Raw genomic sequence first — 23,312 nt, forward strand, 5'->3', positions numbered from 1 at the left:
GTGAGACGGGCGACCCAGAGGTCGCCCGTTTTCGTTACTCAGCAGCTTGCGCCCGCAACCGTCTCCCAATCACGTCCATCACATCACACCCATCGCGCAACGCTATCGTTAGCATTTTGCAAAAGTCCGAAAGCACCACCGTATCGGAGCTGATATCAGAGCGGAACGCGATGTTCCCCAGCACCTGGGTCACGGTGCGGATGCGGTAGTCGGCGGTTTCGAAGAGGACGTCCAACGGGGCTTCGGTGTCGATGAGTAAGGTTGCGGGGACACAGTCGATGCCTGTGATGGGCATATATCGATTCATTTTGAAGATCTCTGTTTGATTGGCTGAAAGCCATCACTCAGTCGTCGCCAAACGATTGGGTGGTGGCTGTGCGCAGGTTGGCGAACCGGTTACAGAGAAAACCGGCAGATCCGAAGATCTCCCGCGCACAGCCGCCGTGGAATATAGCGGCTTTGCGGGTGCGTCGGTACCTGCAATTAGCCGGTAGCTTTCGCATTCTCTGTAATCGAGTCGCCAAACCCGAATCGCCTTTTTGGGCGACGAGGGACTATAGGCTGGCTCGCTCCAGGGCCACAAGACACCGCTTTCCGAGCTTCATGTAGGACGTTTGGCCCGGTATTTGTCGGCTTAAAGCGGGCGACTGCTGTGCAGTCGAGCGGGAGCAAGCTCCCTCGCCACGGGGACCGTGCTCGACTGGGCCAGTGGACGTATCAGCCATGGCAGCAGCTGTGTGGCTTGGCCTCGTTGTATTTATCGTGATGCCGCACCCAGTCCATGATTTCGTCTTCGTTGCGGCCCTTGGGCGTCAGGTCGAGGTAGTTGTAGGTGCCGACCAGCATGTCCAGGCCACGGGCGTAGGTGGAGTAGGTGTGGAAGATGTCGCCGGCTTCGTTGCGGTAGAAGACGCTCAGGCCGGGGAGTTCGCCTTCGGTGGTGTCGGTTTTTTCGTAGTTGTAGGTGGCTTTTCCACCGGCGGTGTCTTCGGCTTTGAAGCTGACGCCGAAGTCGTAGTTGAAGTCGCAGCCGTTGGACGAGACCCAGTCGAAAGTCCAGCCCATGCGGCGCTTGAACGGCTGGAACTCGGCGAAGGGGGCGCGGGAGACGGCGACCACGGCCACGTCGTGGTGGGCCAGGTGTTGGTTGGCGCCGTCGATGTGGTCGGAGAGGAACGAGCAGCCCTGGCAGCCTTCTGTCCAGCCGGGGCCGAACATGAAGTGGTAGGTGATCAGTTGGCTGCGGCCGCCGAACAGGTCGGCCAGGCTCAGTTCACCGTGGGGGCCTTGGAAGCGGTAGGGTTTGTCGATTTTTACCCAGGGCAAGGCGCGGCGTTCGGCGCTGAGTTTGTCTCGTTCGCGGGTGAAGGCTTTTTCGTGGGCCAGGTGTTGGCGGCGGGCGGCGAGCCACTCTTCCCGCGAGACGACCGGATGATTCTCAACATTCATGATGAATTCTCCTGCATGGCAGAGCCGCTGAGTCGGCACTTTCTGTAAGTGGTCGTCTGGCTCTGGATGAATTCGACAGGCCGTTGGTCGGTTTGTGAAATAGCTAGCCGTTAAGCTTGTACACCGCGCGGTTGGATTCAGGGCTGCTTCGCAGCCCAACGGGGATAAATCCCCTCGCCACAATGAATTGGATAGGCCTCAAGTAAACAGCATTGCGCCCGGAAACCTGGCTGAACGGCGGCGCAGCACCTCGGTCACAACCTAGGTAGGCATCTCACTCTTCAGAGGATGGACCAGGATGACGACTTATAACTGGGACTTGATCGAAAAGTTGTTGCACGAAGTGCAGAACGGCGCCGGCCACAGTTTTACGCCTAGGCCTTATGCGGAGGAATACGCAGCTCAGAAGGCGGCGGCGGGTGAGGAAATCGAGAACCTCGATCATCTGAAAGCGGTCGCCGGGGAGTATGAAAAATTACTGCTGGAGCGTGGCTATATCGAGCCGCGGCCGGAGGAAGAGGGCGGTAACGGCGAGAACTTCGTGCTGACGCCCCGTGGCTCGCGGTTGTTGAGCCTGATCGACAGCAGCATTCCGGGCAATGATCATCCGCGCCAGGTGCTGGATGAGCAGGACGATGCGCTGGATGAGTTTACGTTTGATGATTTGGCTTCGAAGGCGCAGATTGCCTAGGAACCAGGCACAAACCTTGTGGGAGCGAGCTTGCTCGCTCCCACATTGGATCTTCAGTGGTTTTAAGATCGTGCTGCTTTCAGGCACTTCAAGTCAGTGAAATCCTTCTTCACCCCGTCGATTTTCTTCAGTAGCTGTTCGCGCTGGGGCGGGGTGCTTTCGGCCATCAGGTCCACCAGCAGGCTGCGGGCCTGGGCTTCGGTTTTGCTGAAGGCCTTGCGATAGGCCGGGGTCCAGAGACTTTCCCGATTGACCAGCAGTTGCTCGATGCGTTTCGGAAAGTCAGGACTGTGGCGCTGGGCCACGGCTTCGCTGAACTGGTTTTGCCAGTGGGCGCGGTTGGCGATCCATTGCTGGTTCTGGTCACCCAGGGCGGTGGACCAGGCCATCACCCGTTGGAGCTGGGCTTCGTTGAGCGGGCCGAGCCAGTCGTCCAAGCGTTTGACCATGCGGTCGCTGCGTTCCTGGATCTGTTCCTGCAACGTCGGCTTGAGGTACTGTTGCTGGCGTTTGCGCTGATCCTTGACGAAGGCGGCGTCCATGTCATCGACTTGGTCGTCGTTCAGGCCTTGCAGCAGTTCGATGGCGGAGGGAGTGATCTGCCGTGCGGTTTCGGCGATGGCGGCCTTGGCTTCTTGGGTACGTTGTTGCAAGGCTTCGTCGGTTACCTGGTCAGTTTTCACCATGGTCTTGAGGCGATCCAGCCAGTCGAGGTAGCCGGGCAATTGGGTTGTGCAATGCCAGGTCAGGTGGTCCTTGAGGCGTTCGTTGAACCAGTCTTTTTGCTCGCCTCTGATGTCCAGGTAATCGTTGAGGGTCCAGGGGATGATCAGGTCGAGGTTGCGGTAGGCCAGGCCGATGCGGCTGCAGGCGGTGAGCGTCAGCAACAGGGCGATAAACATGGCAGTGCGGGTCAACCAGCGCGGCATGAGCGAGTCCTTGCGAAGGCGTAGGTGCTTTGTTTGAGCATCGCAGACGCGCGGCAGTTCAGCCGATTAAATGCGTAACGCTTAGTAAAAAGGGTGGGCCATCTTGAGGGTCAGCAGGCTGTCGCACTCGCTGTTGTGGCCCGAGTACGCCGAGCAACTGCTGCCGCTGAGGCTTGAGTCGCTGTAGATCAGGTCCAGGTCGAGGCCCTTCCACGGACGGGAAATTTTCAACGACCAGTCGCTGAAGCTGCCGACATAACCGTTCTCGACCGAGACTGGCGTATTGAGTTGGTGGGTGGTGTATTTGGCGCTGATGCCAATGCCGAACGGCACGTTGCCGCCCAGGTCGGCGAACAGTGTGCTGTTCTGTTTGTCCGGGTCGTTGCTCAGGGCCGCGCCAAAACGGCTGCCGAGCACGGTCAGGCCGCCGTAGAACTCCTGGCTGTCGAGGGTATCGACGGTGGGGTAGCTGTAGTGGATCAGGCCGACTTCGTAGCCCAGGGTCTGGTCGAAGGGTTGTTTAAAGCCCATGTAGGAATCGACCTCAAGGTCGGCGGACGATGTCAGGCCGGCGCTGGGTGACCACTGGCCAACGTACCAGCCGCTGTCATGGCTCAGGTCCAACCCACCATGAAACGAGCCGGTGCTCGACGGCGTGACCAGGCCCTCGGCCATGCTACGGCTGGGAGTGGTGCCCAGTTTGAGATCGAAGTCGCCGAGTTCGCGTTGGAACACCTGCCCCTGGGCGAGGGAGCACGTCAGCAGGCTGATCGCCAGCGCAACAATAGGAATACGCATGCTTCACTCCATGAAATAGCGAGGAGCAGGAACTAAGCTGAAACGCTTGGGCTAGAGAGGTGAAAGCATACCGGCGAATGCTCGGCTGCGAAGGCCGTTCGTCGATTCATGGGAAATGGATAGGGCGGGGAGGGTTCCAGTCCAAGCGCTTCGAAACTCAAAGCGCTTTGGGACCAGGTGACGCGCAGGTTACTTCTTGCCCAGGCTGATCTGCTTGGACGGGCCGAATGTCTGGCCGCTGACGCCTTTGGCAATTTGCTGGATCTCGCCGCCGGACTTGAGGAACGCAGCGATCTGGTCGTTGATCGACTCGCTGGTTTCAACGGCTGGAGCTGGCTTTGCTTTGCTGTTGGATGCTTTTACGCGCATGACGGCCATTAACCTGTAGATAATTAATTGGGCCAGGCATCGTACAGGAAATACTTGACAATTGCTTGGCAAATATCCTTCTGAATTATCGCCAGCGTGACGGGAATAATCAGCCGTTATCCGGCAATAATTGCCCTAAGCCTCTGTTTTAAATAACAACCATGTGAAGAATATTGTGCCGAGAAAGGACGGCATGCACCGTCTCCGGCCTGACGAATGGCTGTGCCTCGGACGCAAACCCAGGAAAATCAACGGTTGTGCCAGGCCTTCCAGGCAAACCTTGCCGGCGGCCACGAATCGCGCTGCAAAACCGGGTAGAATGCCGCCCACGCAATGAGGGTATTGGAAATGGCTTTAGTCGGGCGCTACAACAGTTTGCAAGTGGTTAAACACACTAACTTCGGTTTATATCTGGATGGCGGCGCGGACGGCGAAATTCTGCTGCCCAACCGTTATATCCCCAAGGATATTCCCAGCGAAGATGAAGACTGGCTCAATGTTTTCATTTATCTGGACAGCGACGACAAATTGATCGCCACCACGGAAAAACCCAAGGTCCAGGTCGGTGAATTCGCCAGCCTGAAAGTGGTTGAGGTCAACAGCATCGGCGTGTTCCTGGACTGGGGCCTGCCCAAGGACCTGTTGCTGCCGTATTCCGAAGAAAAGCGCCAGATGACCGCCGGCGAATACTGCGTGGTGCACGTCTACCTCGACAAGCACACCCGCCGCATCACCGCCACGGCACGCCTGGATCGCTATCTGGACAAGACCCCGGCCAACTATACGCCGGGCCAGGAAGTGGATTTGCTGGTCGCCGAAGCCACCGACATGGGGTTCAAGGCGATCATCAACAACAAGCACTGGGGCTTGATCCACAAGAACGAAATCTTCAAGTTCATGCGCGCGGGCATGCAGGAAAAAGGTTTCATCAAGGAGATTCGCCCAGACGGCAAGATCAGCCTGAGCCTGCAGCCGGTGGGCCAGGAAGCTGCCACCAGCCTGAACGCCAAGATCCTCGCCAAGTTGCGAGAGAACAACGGCACCCTGGCGGTCAGCGACAAGAGCGACCCGGCGCTGATCAGCAGCCTGTTTGGCGTGAGCAAGGGCAATTTCAAGAAGGCCATTGGGGCGCTGTACAAGAATGGGCAGATTGTCATTCATGCCGATCGTATTGAGTTGAGCTGATCTCAGCCGAGCCCAGCTTTGTGGCAAAAAGGACTCTGTGTGGCGAGGGGATTTATCCCCGCTGGGGCGCGGAGCGGCCCCAAGATAGCTAACTTGCCCTGCCTGGCACACCGAGGCGCCAGGCTCAGGGGCTGCTTCGCAGCCCAGCGGGGATAAATCCCCTCGCCACAGGAACTGTGCCCGCCTTTAGTCTGTATACAAATCCCTGCACCTTTAGCATGCGCTCGCGCCCTGTTCGTGGGCGTATGCCTGTTCCTGCGTGGGATTTCTCTGCGCCACACACCCCGGTTTGTCTCACATCCAGCGTCTGTGGCACGCATTCTGCGTGGAAACTCGTATACAAACCATGCCGGCTCCCGTGCGCAGTATGGTGAGCAGGTCGATACGGGGGCACGGCGGTACTCAAAGGAGCCCCGCAATGTCCGAGCAATTGCCCAATGGCTACAGCCCCCGCCTTTACAACGAGGACCTGGGCCCGCTGCCGCAGAAATGGAATTGGTACAACATCTTCGCGTTCTGGATGAGTGATGTGCACAGTGTGGGCGGTTATGTCTTCGCCGCCAGTCTGTTCGCCTTGGGCCTGGCGAGTTGGCAAGTGCTTATCGCCTTGCTCGGCGGGATCTGCATCGTGCAGTTGATCGCCAACCTGGTCGCCAGGCCGAGCCAACAGGCGGCGGTGCCGTACCCGGTGATCTGCCGACTGGCGTTCGGGGTGTTCGGGGCGAATATTCCTGCGGTCATTCGCGGTTTGATCGCCGTGGCCTGGTACGGCATTCAGACGTACCTGGCCTCCAGCGCGCTGATCATCGTGGTGCTGCGGTTTTTTCCTACGATGGAGGTTTACGCGACGCCGCATTTTGCCGGTTTGTCCTACCTGGGTTGGTTCGGTTTCCTCAGCCTGTGGTTTGTCCAGGCGCTGGTGTTCTGGACCGGCATGGAATCGATCCGTCGCTTCATCGACTGGGCTGGGCCGGTGGTGTACGCCGTGATGTTCCTGTTGGCCGGCTGGATCGTGTGGAAGGCCGGTTGGAGCAACATCAGCTTCACCCTGGCGGAAAAGTCCTTGTCGGGCTGGCAGGCGTTCGGCCAAGTGATCGTGGCGACGGCCCTGGTGGTGTCGTACTTTTCCGGCCCGACCCTGAATTTCGGCGATTTCAGTCGCTACTGCCGGAGCATGTCTGACGTGCGCCGGGGTAATTTCTGGGGATTGCCGGTGAATTTCCTGGCGTTTTCCCTGGTCACCGTGGTGATTGTTTCCGGGACCTTGCCGGTGTTCGGTGAAATGCTCCACGATCCGATTGCCACCGTGGCGCGCATCGACAACGACGTGGCGGTCTTGCTGGGGGCCTTTGCCTTCGTGACGGCGACCATCGGCATCAACATTGTCGCCAACTTCGTCTCGCCGGCCTTTGACTTCGCCAACGTCGCTCCTAGCAAAATCAGCTGGCGCGCCGGCGGCATGATCGCGGCGCTGGCGTCGATTTTCATCACGCCGTGGAACCTGTTCAATAACCCTGAAGTGATCCACTACACCCTGGACGTGTTGGCGGCGTTTATCGGCCCGCTGTTCGGGATTCTGCTGGTGGATTACTACCTGATCAAAAAACAGCAGATCGACGTCGATGCGCTGTTCAATGATGGGCCGAGCGGGCGCTATTACTACAGCGGTGGTATCAACTGGACGGCGGTGAAGGCGTTGATTCCGGCGACGCTGATGGGCGTGGCGATCACCTTCACACCCGTGCTGCAACCGATGGCCAACTTTGCCTGGTTCACCGGTTGCTTCCTCGGCGGGGTGTTGTATTTCGCCTTGGCGCGACGCGAGCCGGCCACGCAGTCGAGCAAGGCGTTCAGCCCGGCCGGCCAGGCCTGATCAACGCAGGGCGGTCTGGGCGCAAGGGTTCGCCACGCCCCGGCTGGCGGGCCGCAGCAACAGCCCACCGGCCAGCACCAGGCCGCTGCCGGCAATGATCAGCGCCGGTTGCAGGCCGCCACTGAAATGGCTGCTCAGCGCCGCCAGCAGTGGCCCGCTGAGCTGGCCCACGGCAAAACAGGCGGTCAACAGGCCAGCGTTGCGCTGGGTGGCGTGGGGCGCCAGTTCCCGGGAGCGCAGCATCACCAACTGCATGCAGGCCAGGAACGGCGTGCCACACAGGATCACCCCCAGCGCCAGCCCCGGCCCGCTGCCCAGCAGGCAGGCAAATACCCCGGCGGCTTGCAGCCAGAGCGTGCCGATCAGCCAGCGGCCGGTGGTGTTCGGGTTCGGCCGCCGCCGGCTGACCAGCAACACGCCGCTGGCGGCGGCCAGGCCGAAGCAGGGCCAGAACAGATCGGCCAGCCATTGGCCGTGGAACTGCGCCGAGGCCATCTGCGACAGGAACGTCGCCGGAATGATGTAGCCCACGCCGTACAGGGCGTACACCACGCCCAGTCGAGCGATGCCCGTGTTCGGCGAAGGGGCGGTCGGCCCTGCGACAGGTGTTGCGGCTGCCGGCTGCGGCAGGATCGGCAAGATCGCCAGCAACATCGCCAAGGCCACGCCGGCATACACCAGCCACAGGGTGGCGGAGGTCTGGCCCAGCAGGTTCGAGCCGAGGGCAAGCAGGCCGGTCAGGAAAATCCCCAGGCCCGGCCCGGCAAACACCAGGGCTCCGAGCCGTGGCCGTCCCACCGCCGCGGCCAAGGGTTGGCTCAGGGCGGTGATCATCACCATCACCCAGGCGCTCGCCACGCCGGTGCCGAAACGCAACGCCAGGTGCGGCCAGAAGCCCCAGGCCCAGAACGACGCCAGGGTCAGCAGCACGCACAGCCACAGGCCGCCGAGCAACCGCCGCCGCACCTGTTCCGGACGACGGGCGAACATGGCGTCCAGCGCGCCAAGGAAATACCCCAGGTAGTTGGCGGCGGCAATCAGACCGGCGGCGGTCAAGTCGACCTGACCTTCGCCGATCAAATGAGGTAACTGGGGCGTCAAGGCGAAGCGGCCAATGCCCATGGCCATCATCAGCGCGATGAAACTGCCGAGCAGGCGAATAAGAGGTGACATGGTCGTTCTCCGGTGTCGGGGCGAATGACCGTCAGGCTAGGACTGATTGACTTTCATTAAAAATGAATAATAGTGAGTAACTTGTTCTTTTTTGGAGAGGGTCATGGAGTTCAGCCAACTGCGAATTTTCCAGGCCGTGGCCGAGGAAGGTTCCATCACCCGGGCTGCCGAGCGCCTGCACCGGGTGCCGTCGAACCTGTCGACCCGGCTCAAGCAGCTTGAAGAGCAACTGGGTGTGGACCTTTTCCTGCGGGAGCGTCAGCGTTTGCAGTTGTCGCCGGCAGGAAAAGTGCTGCTGGACTACGCGGCCAAGCTGTTCGCCTTGCATGACGAGGCCCATGCCGCCGTGCAGGGCGGGCAGCCGGCCGGGGACTTCCTGCTGGGCACGATGTACAGCACGGCGGCGACGCATTTGCCGGACCTGCTGGCGGCTTATCACCGGGCGTATCCGGCGGTGAACCTGCAAGTGCAATCGGGGCCCAGTGGCGAGCTGCTTGAAGGCCTGCTCACCAACCGGCTCGACGCGGCGCTGGTGGACGGCCCGCTGGAGCTCGCGGGGTTGGATGGCGTGCCGTTGTGCGACGAGCGGTTGGTGCTGATTACCGAGGCCGATCATCCACCGGTCCGCAGTGCCCTGGATGTGCAGGGCCGCGCGGTGTTCACGTTCCGGCGTGGTTGTTCGTACCGGATGCGATTAGAGGCCTGGTTTGCCCATGATCACGCGACCATGGGCCGGGCGATGGAAATCGAGTCTTACCAGGGGATGCTGGCGTGTGTGATCGCCGGGTCCGGGGTGGCGTTGATGTCCGAGTCGATGCTGGCCAGCCTGCCGGGCCGCGAGCGGGTATCGGTGCATTCGCTGGCCGAGCCGTTCGCCAGTGCCACCACCTGGCTGATGTGGCGCAAAGGCATGGTCGGGGCCAACCTCAACGCTTGGATTGAATTGCAACAACAGGCCTGGCCGCGAACGCCCATGACGACGGCGCAATCGGCTTGAACTCCGGGAGGTGGATTTGGATCAATTCAGTAACAGATCATTGCAAACTGAGACGAGCATTGCGTAGAACATCGGACTATTATCAGTGCGAAGGGGCCACAGTAATTTGCCGCTCGTACCACCCTGAGGGGGCACCACGATGAAAGAGAAAATCCAGAATTGGCTTCATGACCTGGGTGTTGCGCTTGGCCTGATCGAGCCACCGATGCAACCGATACCGATCCGCACCGATGACGAGCAACGCCGCCGCCAACCGCGCCGCCGGTAAATACGCCGCAGATTATTGGAGAGATCGCAGTCTCAGGCTGTTTCAGTTGAAACAGCCTGAGACTGCGATCTTTTTATTTCCGAAACAAACCTCCTGTGGCGAGGGGATTTAGCGAAACGTCGCACTGCCCCGCTGGGCTGCGAAGCAGCCCTAAAAAGGTCAACTCAATCTGTCAGGCACACCGAGATGTCAGAGTTTGGGACCGCTGCGCGCTCCAGCGGGGATAAATCCCCTCGCCACAGGTGCGTTCGGCTTGATTCAGTTGTTGATCAAACCGCCTTGGCCACCGCACTCGGTCGTGGCGACAACACGCTCACCAGCACAAAACTCACCAGCGCCACGCTCAGGCTGTAGTAGATCGGCGTGTTGGCGTCCAGGCCATCCTTGAGCATGAAGAACAGCGCGGTCAGGAAGCCCAGCGACATGCTGGTGATCGCGCCGGCGGTGGTGGCGCGTTTCCAGTAGATGGCGCCGATCAGCGGGATCAGCATGCCGCCCACCAACAGGTTGTAGGCCAGGGTCAGGGCGCTGATGACGTCGCTGACCACCAGGGCGATCACCAGGACCACCGCCCCCATCAGCAGGGTCGCGATGCGGTTTTCGTGGACGTCGCCACTGCCGCTTTCACGGCCCTGGCGCAGACGGGGCAGCAAGTCCTGGACCACCGTGGTGGACGCCGCGAGCAGGCCCGCTGCGGCGGTGGACATCAAGGCTGCCAGGGCCGCGGCGATCACCAGGCCGCGAATGCCGTTGGGCAGGCTGGTCTGGACGATGCTGGCGAAGGCGTTGTTGACGTTTTCCAGGTCCGGCAGCAAGACCTTGGCCGCCATGCCGATCAACGCACCGGCCAGGCCGTACAGCACGCAGTACAGGCCGGCGGCGGTGCCGGCCACTTTGGCCACGCCTTCACTGCGAGCGGTGAATACCCGCTGCCAGATGTCCTGGCCGATGAAGATGCCGAAGAAGTAGATCAGGAAGTAGGTGAGGATGGTGTCCCAGCCAATCGCGGTGAAATCGAAGTAACTGGCCGGCAATGCCGCCACCATCGCATCCCAGCCACCGGCATCGACGATGGACATCGGCATCAGCAGGAACACCAGGCCAACGGTCATGATCAGGAATTGCACGATGTCGGTGAGGGTTAGCGACCACATGCCGCCGATGGTGGAGTACAGCACCACCACGCCACCGCCCACCAGGATCGACACCCAGAACGGCAAGCCGAACAGCACCTGCATCACGGTGCCGATGGCGATGGTCGAGGTGGCGCCGATCATCAGTGCGTAAACCAGCATGATCAGCGCACTGGCCTGGCGCGCCGCCGGGTTGTAGCGGCGCTCCAGCACCTGGGTCACGGTGTAGATCTTGAGCTTGAGCAACGGCTTGGCGAGGAACAGGCTCAGGCCGACGATGCCCAGGCCGATGGCGCCGCACAGCCAGAATCCGGAAATACCGTAGACGTAGCCCAGGCGCACGGTGCCAATGGTGGACGCGCCGCCCAGCACGGTGGCGGCCATGGTGCCCAGGTAAAAGCCCGGGCCGAGATTGCGTCCGGCGACCAGGTAGTCGTCACGGGTTTTAGCGCGACGCATGCCGTACCAGCCGAGGGCGATCATGCCAGTGGCGTAGAGAAGAACGACGATTAAGTCCAAAGCCATGGTGGCGTGTCTCCGATTGTCTTTTTTATAGGAAGGTCGGGATGAGTGATGCCCTTGTGGCGAGGGGATTCATCCCCGTTGGGCTGCGAAGCAGCCCCCAAATAGCCAACTCAATCTGTCAGGTACCCCGAGGTGTCAGGGTCTGGGAGCGCTGCGCGCTCCAGCGGGGATAAATCCCCTCGCCACAGGTTCTGCGCTCGGCTGGCTTTTGCTCCGCGGATCATCCGGCCCATACACCGCCGCCGGTTCCGGGAATAACCCAAGCAGCACCAGGTACACCACCGAGGCCAACCCCAGGGTCACCGGCAGGCTGATGTCGATCCCGCCGGCCAATTCCCCCAGCGGCCCGACGAACTGCCCCGGCAGGTTGACGAAGCACAACCCCACCAGCGCGCTGGGGATCCATGCCCCGAGGCCGCGCCAGTTCCAGCCGTGGCTGAACCAGTAGCGTCCGCCGGTTTCGCCGCGGGTGAACACTTGCAGGTCGTCCGGGCAGTAGAAGCCGCGGCGTACCAGCAGGCCGATGATCATGATCACCATCCACGGTGTGGTGCAGGTGATGATCAGCACGGCGAATGTGGATACGCTCTGCACCAGGTTCGCCGCGAAGCGCCCGATGAAGATGAAGGCAATCGACAGCACGCCGATCAGCAGCGTCGCCTTGACCCGCGACAGCACCCGTGGGAACACGCTGGACATGTCCAGCCCGGTGCCGTACAGCGACGTGGTGCCGGTGGACATGCCGCCGATCACCGCGATCAGGCACACCGGCAGGAAGAACCAGCTCGGCGAAACCGCCAGCAGGCCGCCCACGTAGTTGTTGGCCGCGATGTAGTCCGGCGCCTTGATCGCCACGATGGTGGCGGTGGCGAGGCCGAACAGGAACGGGATCAACGTCGCCAGCTGCGCAGCGATCACGGCCAGCATGATGCGGCGCTTGGGCGTGTTGCGGGGGATGTAGCGCGACCAGTCACCCAGGAACGCACCGAAGGAAATCGGGTTGCTCATGGCCACCAGCGCCGCGCCGATAAACGCCGCCCAGAAGCCCGGCTGGCCGAGGCTGACGGTGCCGGCGAATTGGCTGTCGAAGGTCGGTGCGAAGGCCAGGATGCCCAGCAAAAACAGCAGGCTGGCGGCCCATACGGCGATGCGGTTGACCCACAGCATGAAGCGGAAGCCGTAGATGCACACCGTCAACACCAGCAGGGCAAACAGGCCGTAGGCCAGGCCCAGGCTCAGGTCGGTTTCCGGTACGCCGATCAGCCGCTTGGCGCCGCCGATCAGCGCGTCCCCCGAACTCCACACCGACAGCGAGAAGAACGCGATGGCGGTCAGCAACGAGAGGAACGAGCCGACGATCCGCCCGTGCACGCCGAAGTGGGCACCGGAAGAAACCGCGTTGTTGGTGCCGTTGAGCGGGCCGAACAGACCCATGGGCGCGAGAATGATCGAACCCACCAGGACGCCCAGCACAATGGCCCAGACCCCAGCCTGGAATGACAGGCCGAACAGTACGGGGAAACTGCCGAGCACGGCGGTGGCGAAGGTATTGGCACCGCCGAAGATCAGGCGAAACAGATCGCCCGGGCCGGCGGTTCGTTCGTGGTCCGGGATCTGTTCGACCCCGAAGGTTTCAATTTGCGTAAGGCTGTTGTCGTTATTGTTATGCATGATCTGCTCCGATCATAAAGGCGCGTCCGTCGTGTGCGGGCGTCACCTGTTGCTAAGGGATTGGCAGCCCTTCCGGCATTGCGGACAAATGTTCGTGGCAGGCCAGCCATAGGCCTTGTTGTTCTTGGCGAAACACAATGGTTTCGCGCTCCTGGCTAAAGTGAAGCTCCCCTTGCATGCGCAGCTCGGTGGCCACGTCATGGATGAAAATCGCCACGTCCCCTTGCAGGCTGACGAAGGCGTTGCTCGAGGTGCATGACAGCACCTCGAAGCCATCCTCGGACCGCCAGCGATCCCACAACGCCTGGTAGGCATCGCGTGACAGCAGGGGCTGTTCGAGGGTGTAGAACACGAAACTCGCATCGGTGGTGAACGCGCCGAAGTAGGCGCCGCGGTCATTACGGGCGAAGGCCGACACCAGATCGGCGGCGGCCTCGAGAACCTGCTGTTGCTCGTTCATGGGCGCCCCTCAGCGATGAACCACACCGGGCAGTACGCAGAGCATCTCGTACAGCAGGTTGGCGCCCAGCAGCGAGGTGTTGCCGGTGGTGTCGTACGGCGGCGAGACTTCTACCAGATCGCAACCGACCAGGTCGAGGCCCTGGCAGCCGCGCACGATTTCGATCGCCTGGATGGTGGTCAACCCACCGATTTCCGGGGTGCCGGTGCCAGGGGCCCAGGCTGGGTCGATACCGTCGATGTCGAAGCTCAGGTACACCGGGCCGCCGCCGACTTTCTCACGCACTTCGGCCATCAGCGGGGCGAGGGATTTGTGCCAGCACTCTTCGGCCTGGACCACGCGGAAGCCCTGGTTGCGGCTCCAGTTGAAATCCTCGGCGGTGTAGCCCTGGGCCCGCAGGCCGATCTGCACCACGCGGTCGCAATCGAGCAGGCCTTCTTCGACGGCGCGGCGGAAGGTGGTGCCGTGGGCGATCTTCTCGCCGAACATGTGGTCGTTCACATCGGCGTGGGCGTCGATGTGCACCAGGCCGACCTTGCCGTGTTTCTTGTGGATCGCCCGCAGGATCGGCAGGGTGATGGTGTGATCGCCGCCCAGCGTCAAGGGGATGACGTTGTGTTCGAGGATCTTGTGGTACGACTCTTCGATGATCCGCACCGCGTCCAGCAGGTTGAAGGTGTTGATCGCCACGTCGCCGATGTCGGCCACGGACAGCGAGTCGAACGGCGCGGCGCCGGTGGCCATGTTGTAGGGGCGGATCATCACCGATTCGGCGCGGATTTCACGGGGACCGAAACGGGTGCCGGCGCGCAGGGAGGTGCCGATGTCCAGCGGCACGCCGACGAACGCAGCGTCCAGGCCGGCAGCGGTTTGCAGATGGGGAAGTCGCATCATGGTGGCGATGCCGCCGAAGCGCGGCATTTCGTTGCCGCCCAGTGGTTGGTGCAGAATCTTGTCCACGGGTAGGGCCTCATCGTTGTTTTATTTATCAGGGGCCGATTCTGCGAAAAGCCGTTGCCGTGAAGAATCGCTGCGGGCAAATACTTAGTTCAGATTTTTCTAAACTAATGGCGGGCGGGGCGATAGACTTCGCGGCAGCACGGTCCCCTGTTTGGATTGGGAAATAGTGGCCCCTGTGGCGAGGGGATTTATCCCCGCTGGGGCGCGAAGCGGCCCTAAAACCTGAAAGCTCGGTGTGTCAGGAAAATGGTATTGGGGCTGCTTCGCAGCCCAGCGGGGATAAATCCCCTCGCCACAAATGTGCATTGACCCGCCTGCATGGAGACGCCCCAATGGCCAACGCTTTACCCGACCTGAAACTGCTGCGCATTTTTGTCAGCGTGGTCCGGCACCAAGGGTTCGCCAATGCCCAACACGAACTCAACCTGTCCACGTCGGCCATCAGCACCTACATGAGCCAACTGGAATCGGCCCTGGGCCTGGTGTTGTGTCATCGCGGCCGGGGTGGTTTCAGCCTGACCAGCAAGGGCGAGTTGTTCCACCAGGAAACCCTGCGCCTGCTGGGCGAGCTCGAAGGGTTCGAGCAATATGCCGCGGCGCTCAAGGGTGAGCTGCGCGGCACCTTGAACCTGGGGGTGATCGACTCCACCGTCAGCGACAAGGCCTTGCCGTTCGCCGAAGCCATTGGCGCCTACAGCCAGGAGCATCCGGCGGTGCATTTGCACCTGTCGGTCATGAGCCCTTATGAGTTGCAACTGGGCGTGCAGGACAATCGCCTGGACCTGGCCATCGGTGCGTTTTCCACACGCATGAGCGGGCTGGTCTACATGCCGCTGTACCGTGAGCAGCACTGGTTGTACTGCAGCAACCGCCACCCGCTGTTCACCGAGCGGCGCATCCCCGAGCAAGTCATCACCCAGCAGCGCATGGTCGGGCGCGGTTACTGGAGCCAGGCCGAACTGGCCCGCCACGGTTTCAAGCACAGCGCGGCGACGGTGGAGAGCATGGAGGCGCAGTTGATCCTGGTGCTGTCCGGCGCCTACGTCGGTTACCTGCCCGAGCACTACGCCCAGGCCTGGGTCGACAAGGGCGACTTGCGCGTGCTGCTGCCGGCGACCTTTGGTTATCAGGCGCCGTTTTCGATGATCGTACGCCGTGGTCGTAGCCGCGAGCCGCTGATCCAGACCTTCCGCGATTTGCTCAAAGCTCAACTGAACCAGGCCTGACCATGTCCAGAATCCATTGCCCGCGTTGCCACAGGCCGCAAAGCCACTGCCTGTGCCCGCTGATCCCCAGCCTCGACAGCCGCACCCGCGTCTTGCTGTTGCAGCATCCCAGCGAAGTGAACCATGCCTTGAACACCGCACGCTTGGCGGCGTTGGGGCTTAACAACGCTGAATTGATCGTGGGCGAGGTGTTCGAGGATTTGCCCCGGTTGCTCAACCCACCGGGGTGTCAGGCGCGGTTGTTGTTTCCGGCTGACGATGCCCAGCCGCTGCAAGTCTATGCGCCCTCCGATGAGCCGTTGCTGCTGGTCGTTCCCGATGGCACCTGGCGCAAGGCGCGCAAGCTGTTGCATCTCAACCCGCTGCTGGCGGCGCTGCCGAGGGTGACGTTGGCCCAGGGCGCCGTGTCCCGTTACCGCTTGCGCAAGGCGCCGGGTCCGGGAGCGTTGTCGACGGTGGAGGCGATTGTCCAGGCGTTGCAGACGCTGGAGGCGCCGGCGAGTTTCGAGGCGTTGTTGAGGCCGTTCGAAGCGCTGATCGAGGGGCAGATTGCGGCGATGGGGGAGCAGACTTACCAGAAGAACCATGGAGGGGCGTGATCGTTCCCACGCTCTGCGTGGGAATGCATCCTCTGACGCTCTGCGTCACATCCGCGAAGGGGACGCAGAGCGTCCCGGGCGGCATTCCCACGCGGAGCGTGGGAACGATCAGTCTCAGCCAAAGCCTACCGCTCGCGCATCGCCTCGGTCCGCGCCTTCAGCACCGGCTTGAGCAAGTAATCCAACACACTCTTCTCTCCGGTAATGATATCCACCGTCGCCACCATGCCCGGAATGATCAGCAAGGGTTTGGCATCCCCGCCCAAGTGATTTTTGTCGGTGCGCACCTGGATCAGGTAGAAGCTGTTGCCCTTGTCGTCGGTGATGGTGTCGGCGCCGATCAGTTCGAGCTTGGCGCTGAGCCCGCCGTAGATGGTGTAGTCGTAGGCGCTGAACTTGACCATGGCTTTCTGGCCCGGGTGCAGGAACGCCACGTCCTGGGGGCGGACCTTGGCTTCGATCAGCAGGTTGTCTTCCAGGGGCACGATTTCCACCATGTCGTTGCCCGGCTGCACCACGCCGCCGATGGTGTTGACCTTCAGTTGCTTGATCACCCCATGCACGGGCGAGACCACCGTAGTGCGGGTCACGCGGTCGTCGATGGCGATGCTCGAGGCGGTGATTTTCGACAGTTCGGTGCGTTTCTCGTTGAGGTCCTTGGCTGCTTCGGAGCGAAAGGTTTGTTCCGATTCGTCGATCTTGCTCTTGATCTCGTTGATCGCCGATTCGGCTCGGGGAATGGCCAGGGTGGTGGCGTTGAGCGAGCCGCGGATTTCCACCGCGCTGCGTTTGAGCCGCAGGATCTCCACCGGTGATACCGCCCCGGTGCGCACCAGCGGGGCGGACATGTTCATTTCTTCTTGCAGCAAGGCCAGGGCCGAGCTGAACTGGCCTTGCTTGGAGCGAAACTCCGCCAGCTCCTGGGTCTTTTGCCGCAGTTGCTCGGTCAGGGTCCGTTGTTCGCTGGCCAGGCGCCGCTGCCGTTGTTCGTACAGCGAGCGTTCGTCCTCGGCCACTTGCGGGGCCTTGGCGATCACCTCCGCCGAAAGATTGAACGGCCGGCCCTCGGCCTCAGCCGACAGGCGCTCGACCTGGGCGGTCAAGGCATAGCGGTCGGCTTCGCTCTCGCCCTTGTTCGACTGATATCGGGTGTCATCCAGGCGCAGCAGGGTGTCGCCCTTGTTTACCATCTGGCCTTCGCGCACGAATATCTCGGTGACGATGCCGCCCTCCAGGTTCTGGATCACCTGGATCTTGCTCGACGGAATCGCTTTGCCTTCGCCGGTGGTGACTTCCTGCAACACCGCCAACTTCGCCCACACCAACCCAGTGACGATCAACCCGGCAGCCAGCCACACGGTAACCCGCGAGCGGCGGGGCGAATCCTGCAGCGTGGCGCCGGCGGTTTCCGGCATGAACTCGCTTTCGGCGCTTTTGCTGAAACTGCCGAAGTAGCTTCGGGCGGTTGAATCCGGTGTTTGGGCAGACATGGGGCGATACCCGTCGGTTGAATGAAATAGAGCCAGGCGCTGCTTTTGTGGCGAGGGGATTTATCCCCGCTGGGCTGCGAAGCAGCCCTAAACCCTGACACCTCGGTGTATCAGACAGATTGAGTTAACTGTCTTGGGGCCGCTTCGCGGCCCAGCGGGGATAAATCCCCTCGCCACAGGTTATGGGAGTGGCATCCGGCAGTTGCGCTTAAACCGCCGCAGAGCCCACCCGTCCCTTGCGCAATGCATCGATCACCGCGTCTTTCGGGCCATCGGCCACGATCCGTCCGTTGTCCAACACCACCAAGCGGTCCACCAGGCTCAGCATTGAGGTGCGGTGGGTGACCAGCAGCACGGTCTTGCCCTGTACATGGGGGTGAAGCTTCTGCCGCAAAACGTCTTCGCTGCTGTTGTCCATGGCACTGGTGGGTTCGTCCAGCAGCAGGATCGGCGGGTCGAGCAGCAAGGCTCGGGCCAGCAGCACGGCTTGGCGTTGGCCGCCGGAGAGCAGTTGCCCGCGCTCGCCTACCGGGCGGTCGAAACCTTGGGGATGTTGGCGCGCCAGTTCGGTGACACCGGTCAGTTCCGCCACTTCCAACATGCGCGCGTCGCTGATGTAACGGGCGCCCAAGGTAAGATTGTCCCGCAGGCTACCGGCCAGCAGCGGCAGGTCATGGGCGACGTAGCCGATCTGTTGGCGCAGGTCGGCAACGTCCAATTGCCGCAGGTCCAGGCCGTCGAGCAGCAGCTGGCCTTCCTCCGGCGCATAGAAACCCATCACCAGGCGCGCCAGGGTGCTCTTGCCCGAGCCACTGCGGCCGATGATCCCGACCCGTTCGCCGGGCTTGAGGCTGAAGCTGATGTTCGCCAGTGCTGGGCTGCTCTGGCCGTTGTAGTGGAAGGTCACGCCGCTGACGTCCAGCGCGCCCTGCAACTGGGTGCGATCCAGCGGCCGTTGTTTGGCATCGCGTTCCTGGGGCAGCGCCATCAGGGCATCGGTGCTGCGCATGGTGAGCTGGGCTTGCTGGTAACGGGTGATCAGCCCGGCGATCTGCCCGAGCGGGGCGAGCACCCGGCTGCCGAGCATGTAGGTCGCCACCAGCGCGCCGACGCTGAGGTTGCCGGCGATGATGCTGTAGACCCCGGCGACGATGGTCGCCATGCCGGCCAGTTGTTGCAGGAACAACGTGCCGTTGGTCGCCAGAGCCGAGAGGTTGCGCGCGTGGCTGTCCAGGCGGGTGAGGGCACCGTGGGTGCTTTCCCATTGATGCTGGCGCTCGCTTTCGGCGCTGCAGGCCTTGAGGGTTTCCAGGCCGCCGAGGGTTTCGATCAGCAGAGCCTGGCGCTGGGCGCCGAGGGCCAGGCTTTTTTGCACGGTGTCGCGCAGGCGCACCTGGATGATCATCGCGAAGACAATGGTGATTGGAAACGCCACCACTGGAATCACCACCAGCCAGCCGCCCAACAGGCCGATCACCACCAGCATCAGCAGGGCGAAGGGCAGGTCGATCAGGCTGGTGAGGGTCACCGCCGTGAGGAATTCGCGCAGGCCCTGGAAGTCGTGGATGCTCTGGGCGAAGCCGCCGATGGTCACGGGCTTGGCCTTCATCGCCATGCCGGTGATGCGCTCGAACAGGGTGGCGGAGAGAATCACGTCGGTTTTCTTGCCGGCGGTGTCCAGCAGATGGGCGCGCACCACCCGCAACACCAGTTCGAAACCGGTGCCGATCAACAGCCCCACGGCCAGCACCCACAAGGTCGACGTGGCCTGGTTCGGCACCACGCGGTCGTAGGTCTGCATGACGAACAGCGGCACCATCAGGCCTAGCAGGTTGATCAGGAAACTCGCCAGGATCGCGTCGCTGTACAGCCAGCGCGAGAGTTTCAAGGTGTCGCGAAACCACGCCTCGACCCGCGGCACCAAGGGCGAGCGCAGGTCTTCGAGTTCATGGCGCGGCCGGGCGAATAGCGCCTGGCCGCTGTAATCGGTGGTCAGTTCCTCGCGGCTGACCCACTGCTCGCCACCATCGGCTTCGCTGGGCAGGATCAGTGCCTTGCCATCCTCGCCCCAGCGCCGCAAGACCGCGCAACGGCCCCCCGCCAGGATCAGCATCACCGGCAGGTTCAGGGGGGAGATGTCCGCCAGCTCACGACGCAACAGCCGCGCCTGCAAGCTTGCCCGGGCCGCTGCGCGGGGCAGCAGGTCCAGGCTCAAGCGTTGGTGCGCCATAGGGAGCCCGGCGCTGAGGCTGGCGCGGCTGACCGTCGCGCCATGGAGTTTGCAGAGGATCAACAGGCCGTCCAGCAAGGGATCATCGAAATTCAGGCGCGGATCAGCGCCAAGGGTTGCGGGTTCCATGCTGGTCACAGTGTTCGCTCCCATTTTTTTTGGAGGGGGCTACTTCAGTTCCGGCAGCCGAGCCTGGTTCTTGACCTCGGTCTGCGCGACCGTATCGGCCGGCAGCACGATCCGTTGTTTGTGCAACAGCAGGCCCATGTTCGCCAGCACCCGGTACATCGAGTACTCCTCGGTGTAACGCACCTCGGTGTAGCGACGGTTGGCGTTGTACAGCTCGTTTTCGCTGTCGAGCAGGTCGAGCAGGGTGCGCTGGCCGAGACCGAACTGATCCTGGTATGCGGCGCGCACACGGGCGGTGGTGTCGGCATATTCGCGGGCGGTGGGGGTCTGTTTGCGGGCGTTGAGCATCGCGTTCCAGGCCAGGCGCGTGTCTTCGTTGAGCTGGCGCAGGGCATTGTTGCGGATGTCCATGGCCTGGTTGATCTGGTGGGCGTTGGACGCCAACCGCGCCTTGTCGCTGCCACCGCGGAACAGGTTGTAGTTCATCACCACGCCGACCCGCCAGTTGTTGTCGTGGCCTTCTTCGCCACCGATGTTGTTGTTGGCGCCCACCGCCGCCTCGGCGTCGAAGCGTGGGTAGAACGGCGACTTCGCCACTTCGTACTGGCTCTCGGCGGACTGTATGTCGGCCTGGGCCGATTTCAGGTAGGGGTTGTTGTCCACCATGCTTTGCTGGGCTTCGCGCAGGTCGGCGGGGATTTCGCCTTTGGTCGAGGGCGGTGTCTCCAGCTCATCGGGCATGCGTCCGACCACGCTGTAGAAGTTGGCCTCGGCGTCGGCCAGGTCGACCTGGGCGGTGTCGTAGTTGTTTTCCGCCAGGGCCCGACGGGCGTTGGACTGGTCGGAGTCGGCGTTGCTGCCCACCCCACGTTCGGTGCGCAGGCCGATCTGGTCGTTGACCCGCATGTGCGCTTGCAGGTTGTTCTTGGCCAGGGTCACCAGCTCGCGGCGCTTGAGCACTTCCAGGTAGACCTCGATGGTACGCAGCGCCAGGTCCTGGGCGGTGCCTTGGGCGTAATAGGCCCGGGAGTTGACCACGCCCTGGGTGCGCTCCACTTCATTGGCGGTGTTGAACCCGTCGAAGATCATCTGCCGCAGGCGCAGTTCCGATTGGGTGTAGTTCAGGATATTGGTGTGGTGATTGCCCAAGGCCCGGGTGTTGGTGTTGTCGCTATAGCCACGACCGTAACCGGCATTCAAATCCACCGATGGGAAAAAGCCCCCTCGGGCGACCTTGACGTCTTCATTGGCCGACAGACGGCTGTCCACCCGTTGTGCCAGCTCTGGGTGAGTGGCAATGGTGCTCTGGATCGCCTCGGTCAAGGACATTGCCTGCGCCTGAGAAGAGCAGGCCATGGCCAGTAAAACCGCGCTGCAGAGGGGGGTTAGAACGCGCATGGGGTGCATCTCCTGAGGTCCGTAGTGCTTCGCTTGTCGCCAAAATATTGACGTGTTAAAGATCAAAACCGTTTCAACCTTGTAACAACACAGCTAAGAACATCCTGAGCAAAACCTAAGAAGAATTTCTCATAAGGCTTATGCCGAAAAAAACTTATGTGCTTGAAAAAAACCGGCACATTGTTCAGAGCGAAAGCCTTTGAATCTGCGGGTTGCGACGGCTTTTAGGCGTCAATAAAAGTTCCATGCAAATTTTTAAACGATGTGAAGAAGTGTCGAAAGCGCGATCTGTGAGGTGGTTTTTGGTGACGGTTTTTTGTCATTTTGGCGAATTGCCAGCACCTTCTGCTTTCACGAAAGCTGGCAGATTTTCCAGCTTTTTGGATCGCCAAACCTGAGGACGGATTCTTCACCCAGACACGTGCCGATTGCGGTCGGCAACGGAGGAAATGCACATGGCAGCGCTCATCGGTATCGTCAGCAAAATAGTCGGGCAAGTTTTCGCAGAAGCGGCCGGTGGCCTGCGGCGGCCTCTGGTCGAAGGCGATCGGCTTTATGCCGGCGAACACCTGGTCACCGGTGCCGAAGGGGCGGTGGCTGTCCATATGCAGAACGGCCGGACGTTGACCCTGGGCCGCGAAAGCAACCTGACCCTGACCCCGCAATTGCTCGCCAACCATGCGCCGCATGTCGACACGCCTGACGCGGCGACACCGAGTAACGCGCAACTGACCGATGTGCAAAAGCTGCAGCAAGCCATCGCCGCCGGTGCCGACCCGACCCAGACCGGTGAAGCCACGGCCGCCGGCCCCGAGGGTGGCAACCCGGGGGGCGTGGGCGGTGGGCACAGTTTTGTGCTGCTGGAAGAAGTTGGCGGGGAGGTCGATCCGCAGATCGGTTTTCCGACGGCCGGGTTCAACGGGATTCCCGAGTTTCCACAACTGCGCCTGGCCGGTGATCCGGACAACACGGGCGACGATGCAACCGTGCCGCCGGTGACACCGGACAACCCGGTGACCCTCGACGGGGTCAATGTCGAGGGTGGCGAACTGACCACCAACGAGGCCAATCTGGCCGATGGTTCGGCCAGCAATCCGGGGGCGTTGGTGCAAAGCGGCACCTTCACGGTTTCCGCGCCTGACGGGCTGAGCAGCCTGAGCATCGGCGGCATCAACGTGATCACTGGCGGCGTGCCCACGGGCTTCCCGCAAACCATCACTTCGGCGCTGGGCAACACGTTGACTATCACCGGCTATGACCCGGCCACGGGGGTGGTCAGCTACACCTACACCCTGACGGACAATGAAACCCATCCTGCCGGCGGTGGTGCCAACAACATTACCGAGCAGTTCCCGGTAGTGGCCGTCGACACCGACGGCGACACGGCCACCGGTACCCTGGACGTCAACATCACCGATGACGTACCCCAGGCGATCGACGACAGCCACGCCAACACGGCGTCGGAAACCCTGGTGACCCTCACCGGCAACGTATTGCCCAACGACCATCAGGGCGCCGACCGGATCCCCACCGGTCCCGACAGCGGGCCGATCATCGGCGGCACGTTCACCGGCACCTACGGCACCCTGGTGCTCAACCCCAACGGCACGTACATCTACACCCTGAACACCAGCGACCCGCAATTCGTCGCGTTGCACGGCGGGGGCAGCGGCACTGAGACGTTCACGTACACGCTGACCGATGCCGATGGCGACACCAGCACCGCGAACCTGGTGCTGCAAGTGCATAACAACGACGA

The 23,312-nt window shown here is 61.9% G+C and carries 21 protein-coding genes; 8 read left to right on the forward strand and 13 right to left on the reverse strand.

Features of this window, described 5'->3' with window-relative positions; translation table 11 throughout:
- Positions 1 to 34 precede the first annotated feature (34 nt).
- Together BT116_RS06755 and BT116_RS06760 are read right to left on the reverse strand one after the other, a co-directional pair.
- Positions 35 to 307 carry a hypothetical protein gene (locus BT116_RS06755; RefSeq protein WP_072341439.1) on the reverse strand — a complete coding sequence of 91 codons (273 nt, stop codon included), beginning with the start codon at positions 305 to 307 and terminating at the stop codon, positions 35 to 37.
- A 410-nt stretch (positions 308 to 717) separates the two neighbouring features.
- Positions 718 to 1,449 carry a DUF899 domain-containing protein gene (locus BT116_RS06760; protein ID WP_072341442.1) on the reverse strand — a complete coding sequence of 244 codons (732 nt, stop codon included), beginning with the start codon at positions 1,447 to 1,449 and terminating at the stop codon, positions 718 to 720.
- Positions 1,450 to 1,747: 298 nt separating this feature from the next.
- On the opposite strand from BT116_RS06760, the gene BT116_RS06765 reads away from it, so the two are divergent.
- Positions 1,748 to 2,140 carry a hypothetical protein gene (locus BT116_RS06765; RefSeq protein ID WP_063322456.1) on the forward strand — a complete coding sequence of 131 codons (393 nt, stop codon included), beginning with the start codon at positions 1,748 to 1,750 and terminating at the stop codon, positions 2,138 to 2,140.
- Between the two features lie 62 nt (positions 2,141 to 2,202).
- On the opposite strand, the gene BT116_RS06770 is transcribed toward BT116_RS06765, so the two are convergent.
- The 3 genes from BT116_RS06770 to BT116_RS06780 all read right to left on the reverse strand — a co-directional run bounded on the left by BT116_RS06770 (position 2,203) and on the right by BT116_RS06780 (position 4,245).
- Positions 2,203 to 3,069, reverse strand: a complete 867-nt coding sequence (locus BT116_RS06770) for a DUF6279 family lipoprotein (protein WP_072341445.1) — start codon at positions 3,067 to 3,069, stop codon at positions 2,203 to 2,205.
- Positions 3,070 to 3,150: 81 nt separating this feature from the next.
- The gene (locus BT116_RS06775) at positions 3,151 to 3,867 is read right to left on the reverse strand and encodes a TorF family putative porin (RefSeq protein WP_072341448.1); all 717 of its coding nucleotides are present in this window, start codon (positions 3,865 to 3,867) and stop codon (positions 3,151 to 3,153) included.
- Positions 3,868 to 4,056: 189 nt separating this feature from the next.
- Positions 4,057 to 4,245 carry a hypothetical protein gene (locus tag BT116_RS06780; protein ID WP_018607615.1) on the reverse strand — a complete coding sequence of 63 codons (189 nt, stop codon included), beginning with the start codon at positions 4,243 to 4,245 and terminating at the stop codon, positions 4,057 to 4,059.
- Positions 4,246 to 4,584: 339 nt separating this feature from the next.
- Between BT116_RS06780 and BT116_RS06785 the strand changes: the two genes are divergently transcribed.
- Together BT116_RS06785 and BT116_RS06790 are read left to right on the forward strand one after the other, a co-directional pair.
- On the forward strand, positions 4,585 to 5,421 hold the full coding sequence (locus tag BT116_RS06785; RefSeq protein ID WP_060738695.1) for a CvfB family protein: 837 nt from the start codon (positions 4,585 to 4,587) through the stop codon (positions 5,419 to 5,421).
- Positions 5,422 to 5,839: 418 nt separating this feature from the next.
- On the forward strand, positions 5,840 to 7,294 hold the full coding sequence (locus BT116_RS06790) for an NCS1 family nucleobase:cation symporter-1 (RefSeq protein WP_072341451.1): 1,455 nt from the start codon (positions 5,840 to 5,842) through the stop codon (positions 7,292 to 7,294).
- On the opposite strand, the gene BT116_RS06795 is transcribed toward BT116_RS06790, so the two are convergent.
- Complete coding sequence (locus tag BT116_RS06795; RefSeq protein ID WP_072341454.1) at positions 7,295 to 8,467, reverse strand: MFS transporter; 1,173 nt, start codon at positions 8,465 to 8,467, stop codon at positions 7,295 to 7,297.
- 103 nt (positions 8,468 to 8,570) lie between these two features.
- On the opposite strand from BT116_RS06795, the gene BT116_RS06800 reads away from it, so the two are divergent.
- On the forward strand, positions 8,571 to 9,464 hold the full coding sequence (locus tag BT116_RS06800; RefSeq protein WP_063322451.1) for a putrescine utilization regulator PtrR: 894 nt from the start codon (positions 8,571 to 8,573) through the stop codon (positions 9,462 to 9,464).
- Positions 9,465 to 9,603: 139 nt separating this feature from the next.
- A complete protein-coding gene (locus BT116_RS31375) occupies positions 9,604 to 9,732 on the forward strand; it encodes a PA1414 family protein (RefSeq protein ID WP_256222727.1) in 129 nt (42 codons plus the stop codon).
- 269 nt (positions 9,733 to 10,001) lie between these two features.
- Here BT116_RS31375 and BT116_RS06805 read toward each other — a convergent pair whose 3' ends face one another.
- From BT116_RS06805 to speB, 4 genes are all read right to left on the reverse strand, one after another.
- Positions 10,002 to 11,390, reverse strand: a complete 1,389-nt coding sequence (locus BT116_RS06805) for a sodium:solute symporter family protein (RefSeq protein ID WP_072341457.1) — start codon at positions 11,388 to 11,390, stop codon at positions 10,002 to 10,004.
- 135 nt (positions 11,391 to 11,525) lie between these two features.
- Positions 11,526 to 13,064 carry a purine-cytosine permease family protein gene (locus BT116_RS06810; protein ID WP_256572582.1) on the reverse strand — a complete coding sequence of 513 codons (1,539 nt, stop codon included), beginning with the start codon at positions 13,062 to 13,064 and terminating at the stop codon, positions 11,526 to 11,528.
- Positions 13,065 to 13,113: 49 nt separating this feature from the next.
- Positions 13,114 to 13,521 (reverse strand): YybH family protein, encoded by a 408-nt coding sequence (locus BT116_RS06815; protein WP_072341463.1) that lies wholly within the window; start codon positions 13,519 to 13,521, stop codon positions 13,114 to 13,116.
- 9 nt (positions 13,522 to 13,530) lie between these two features.
- Positions 13,531 to 14,481, reverse strand: a complete 951-nt coding sequence (speB, locus tag BT116_RS06820; RefSeq protein WP_072341466.1) for an agmatinase — start codon at positions 14,479 to 14,481, stop codon at positions 13,531 to 13,533.
- A 332-nt stretch (positions 14,482 to 14,813) separates the two neighbouring features.
- Here speB and BT116_RS06825 point away from each other — a divergent pair, with 332 nt between their 5' ends.
- Complete coding sequence (locus BT116_RS06825; RefSeq protein ID WP_072341469.1) at positions 14,814 to 15,707, forward strand: LysR family transcriptional regulator; 894 nt, start codon at positions 14,814 to 14,816, stop codon at positions 15,705 to 15,707.
- 2 nt (positions 15,708 to 15,709) lie between these two features.
- Entirely contained in the window at positions 15,710 to 16,306 is a 597-nt protein-coding gene (locus BT116_RS06830; protein ID WP_072341473.1) for a tRNA-uridine aminocarboxypropyltransferase, read from the forward strand.
- Between the two features lie 125 nt (positions 16,307 to 16,431).
- Here the strand turns inward: BT116_RS06830 and BT116_RS06835 are convergent, their stop codons facing one another.
- The 3 genes from BT116_RS06835 to BT116_RS06845 all read right to left on the reverse strand — a co-directional run bounded on the left by BT116_RS06835 (position 16,432) and on the right by BT116_RS06845 (position 21,553).
- A complete protein-coding gene (locus BT116_RS06835) occupies positions 16,432 to 17,796 on the reverse strand; it encodes an HlyD family type I secretion periplasmic adaptor subunit (protein WP_072341479.1) in 1,365 nt (454 codons plus the stop codon).
- A 208-nt stretch (positions 17,797 to 18,004) separates the two neighbouring features.
- Positions 18,005 to 20,164, reverse strand: coding sequence for a type I secretion system permease/ATPase (locus BT116_RS06840; protein WP_072341482.1), 2,160 nt, complete (start codon positions 20,162 to 20,164; stop codon positions 18,005 to 18,007).
- 30 nt (positions 20,165 to 20,194) lie between these two features.
- Positions 20,195 to 21,553: a TolC family outer membrane protein gene (locus tag BT116_RS06845; RefSeq protein ID WP_072341485.1), complete on the reverse strand. Its 1,359-nt coding sequence runs from the start codon at positions 21,551 to 21,553 to the stop codon at positions 20,195 to 20,197.
- Positions 21,554 to 22,008: 455 nt separating this feature from the next.
- Between BT116_RS06845 and BT116_RS06850 the strand changes: the two genes are divergently transcribed.
- Positions 22,009 to 23,312 (forward strand): retention module-containing protein (locus tag BT116_RS06850; RefSeq protein ID WP_139209459.1); only part of this gene is annotated, 1,304 nt, incomplete at its 3' end.

The sequence above is a fragment of the Pseudomonas sp. NFACC16-2 genome (assembly GCF_900119205.1).
GTDB classification, from domain to species: Bacteria; Pseudomonadota; Gammaproteobacteria; order Pseudomonadales; family Pseudomonadaceae; genus Aquipseudomonas; species Aquipseudomonas fluorescens_Q.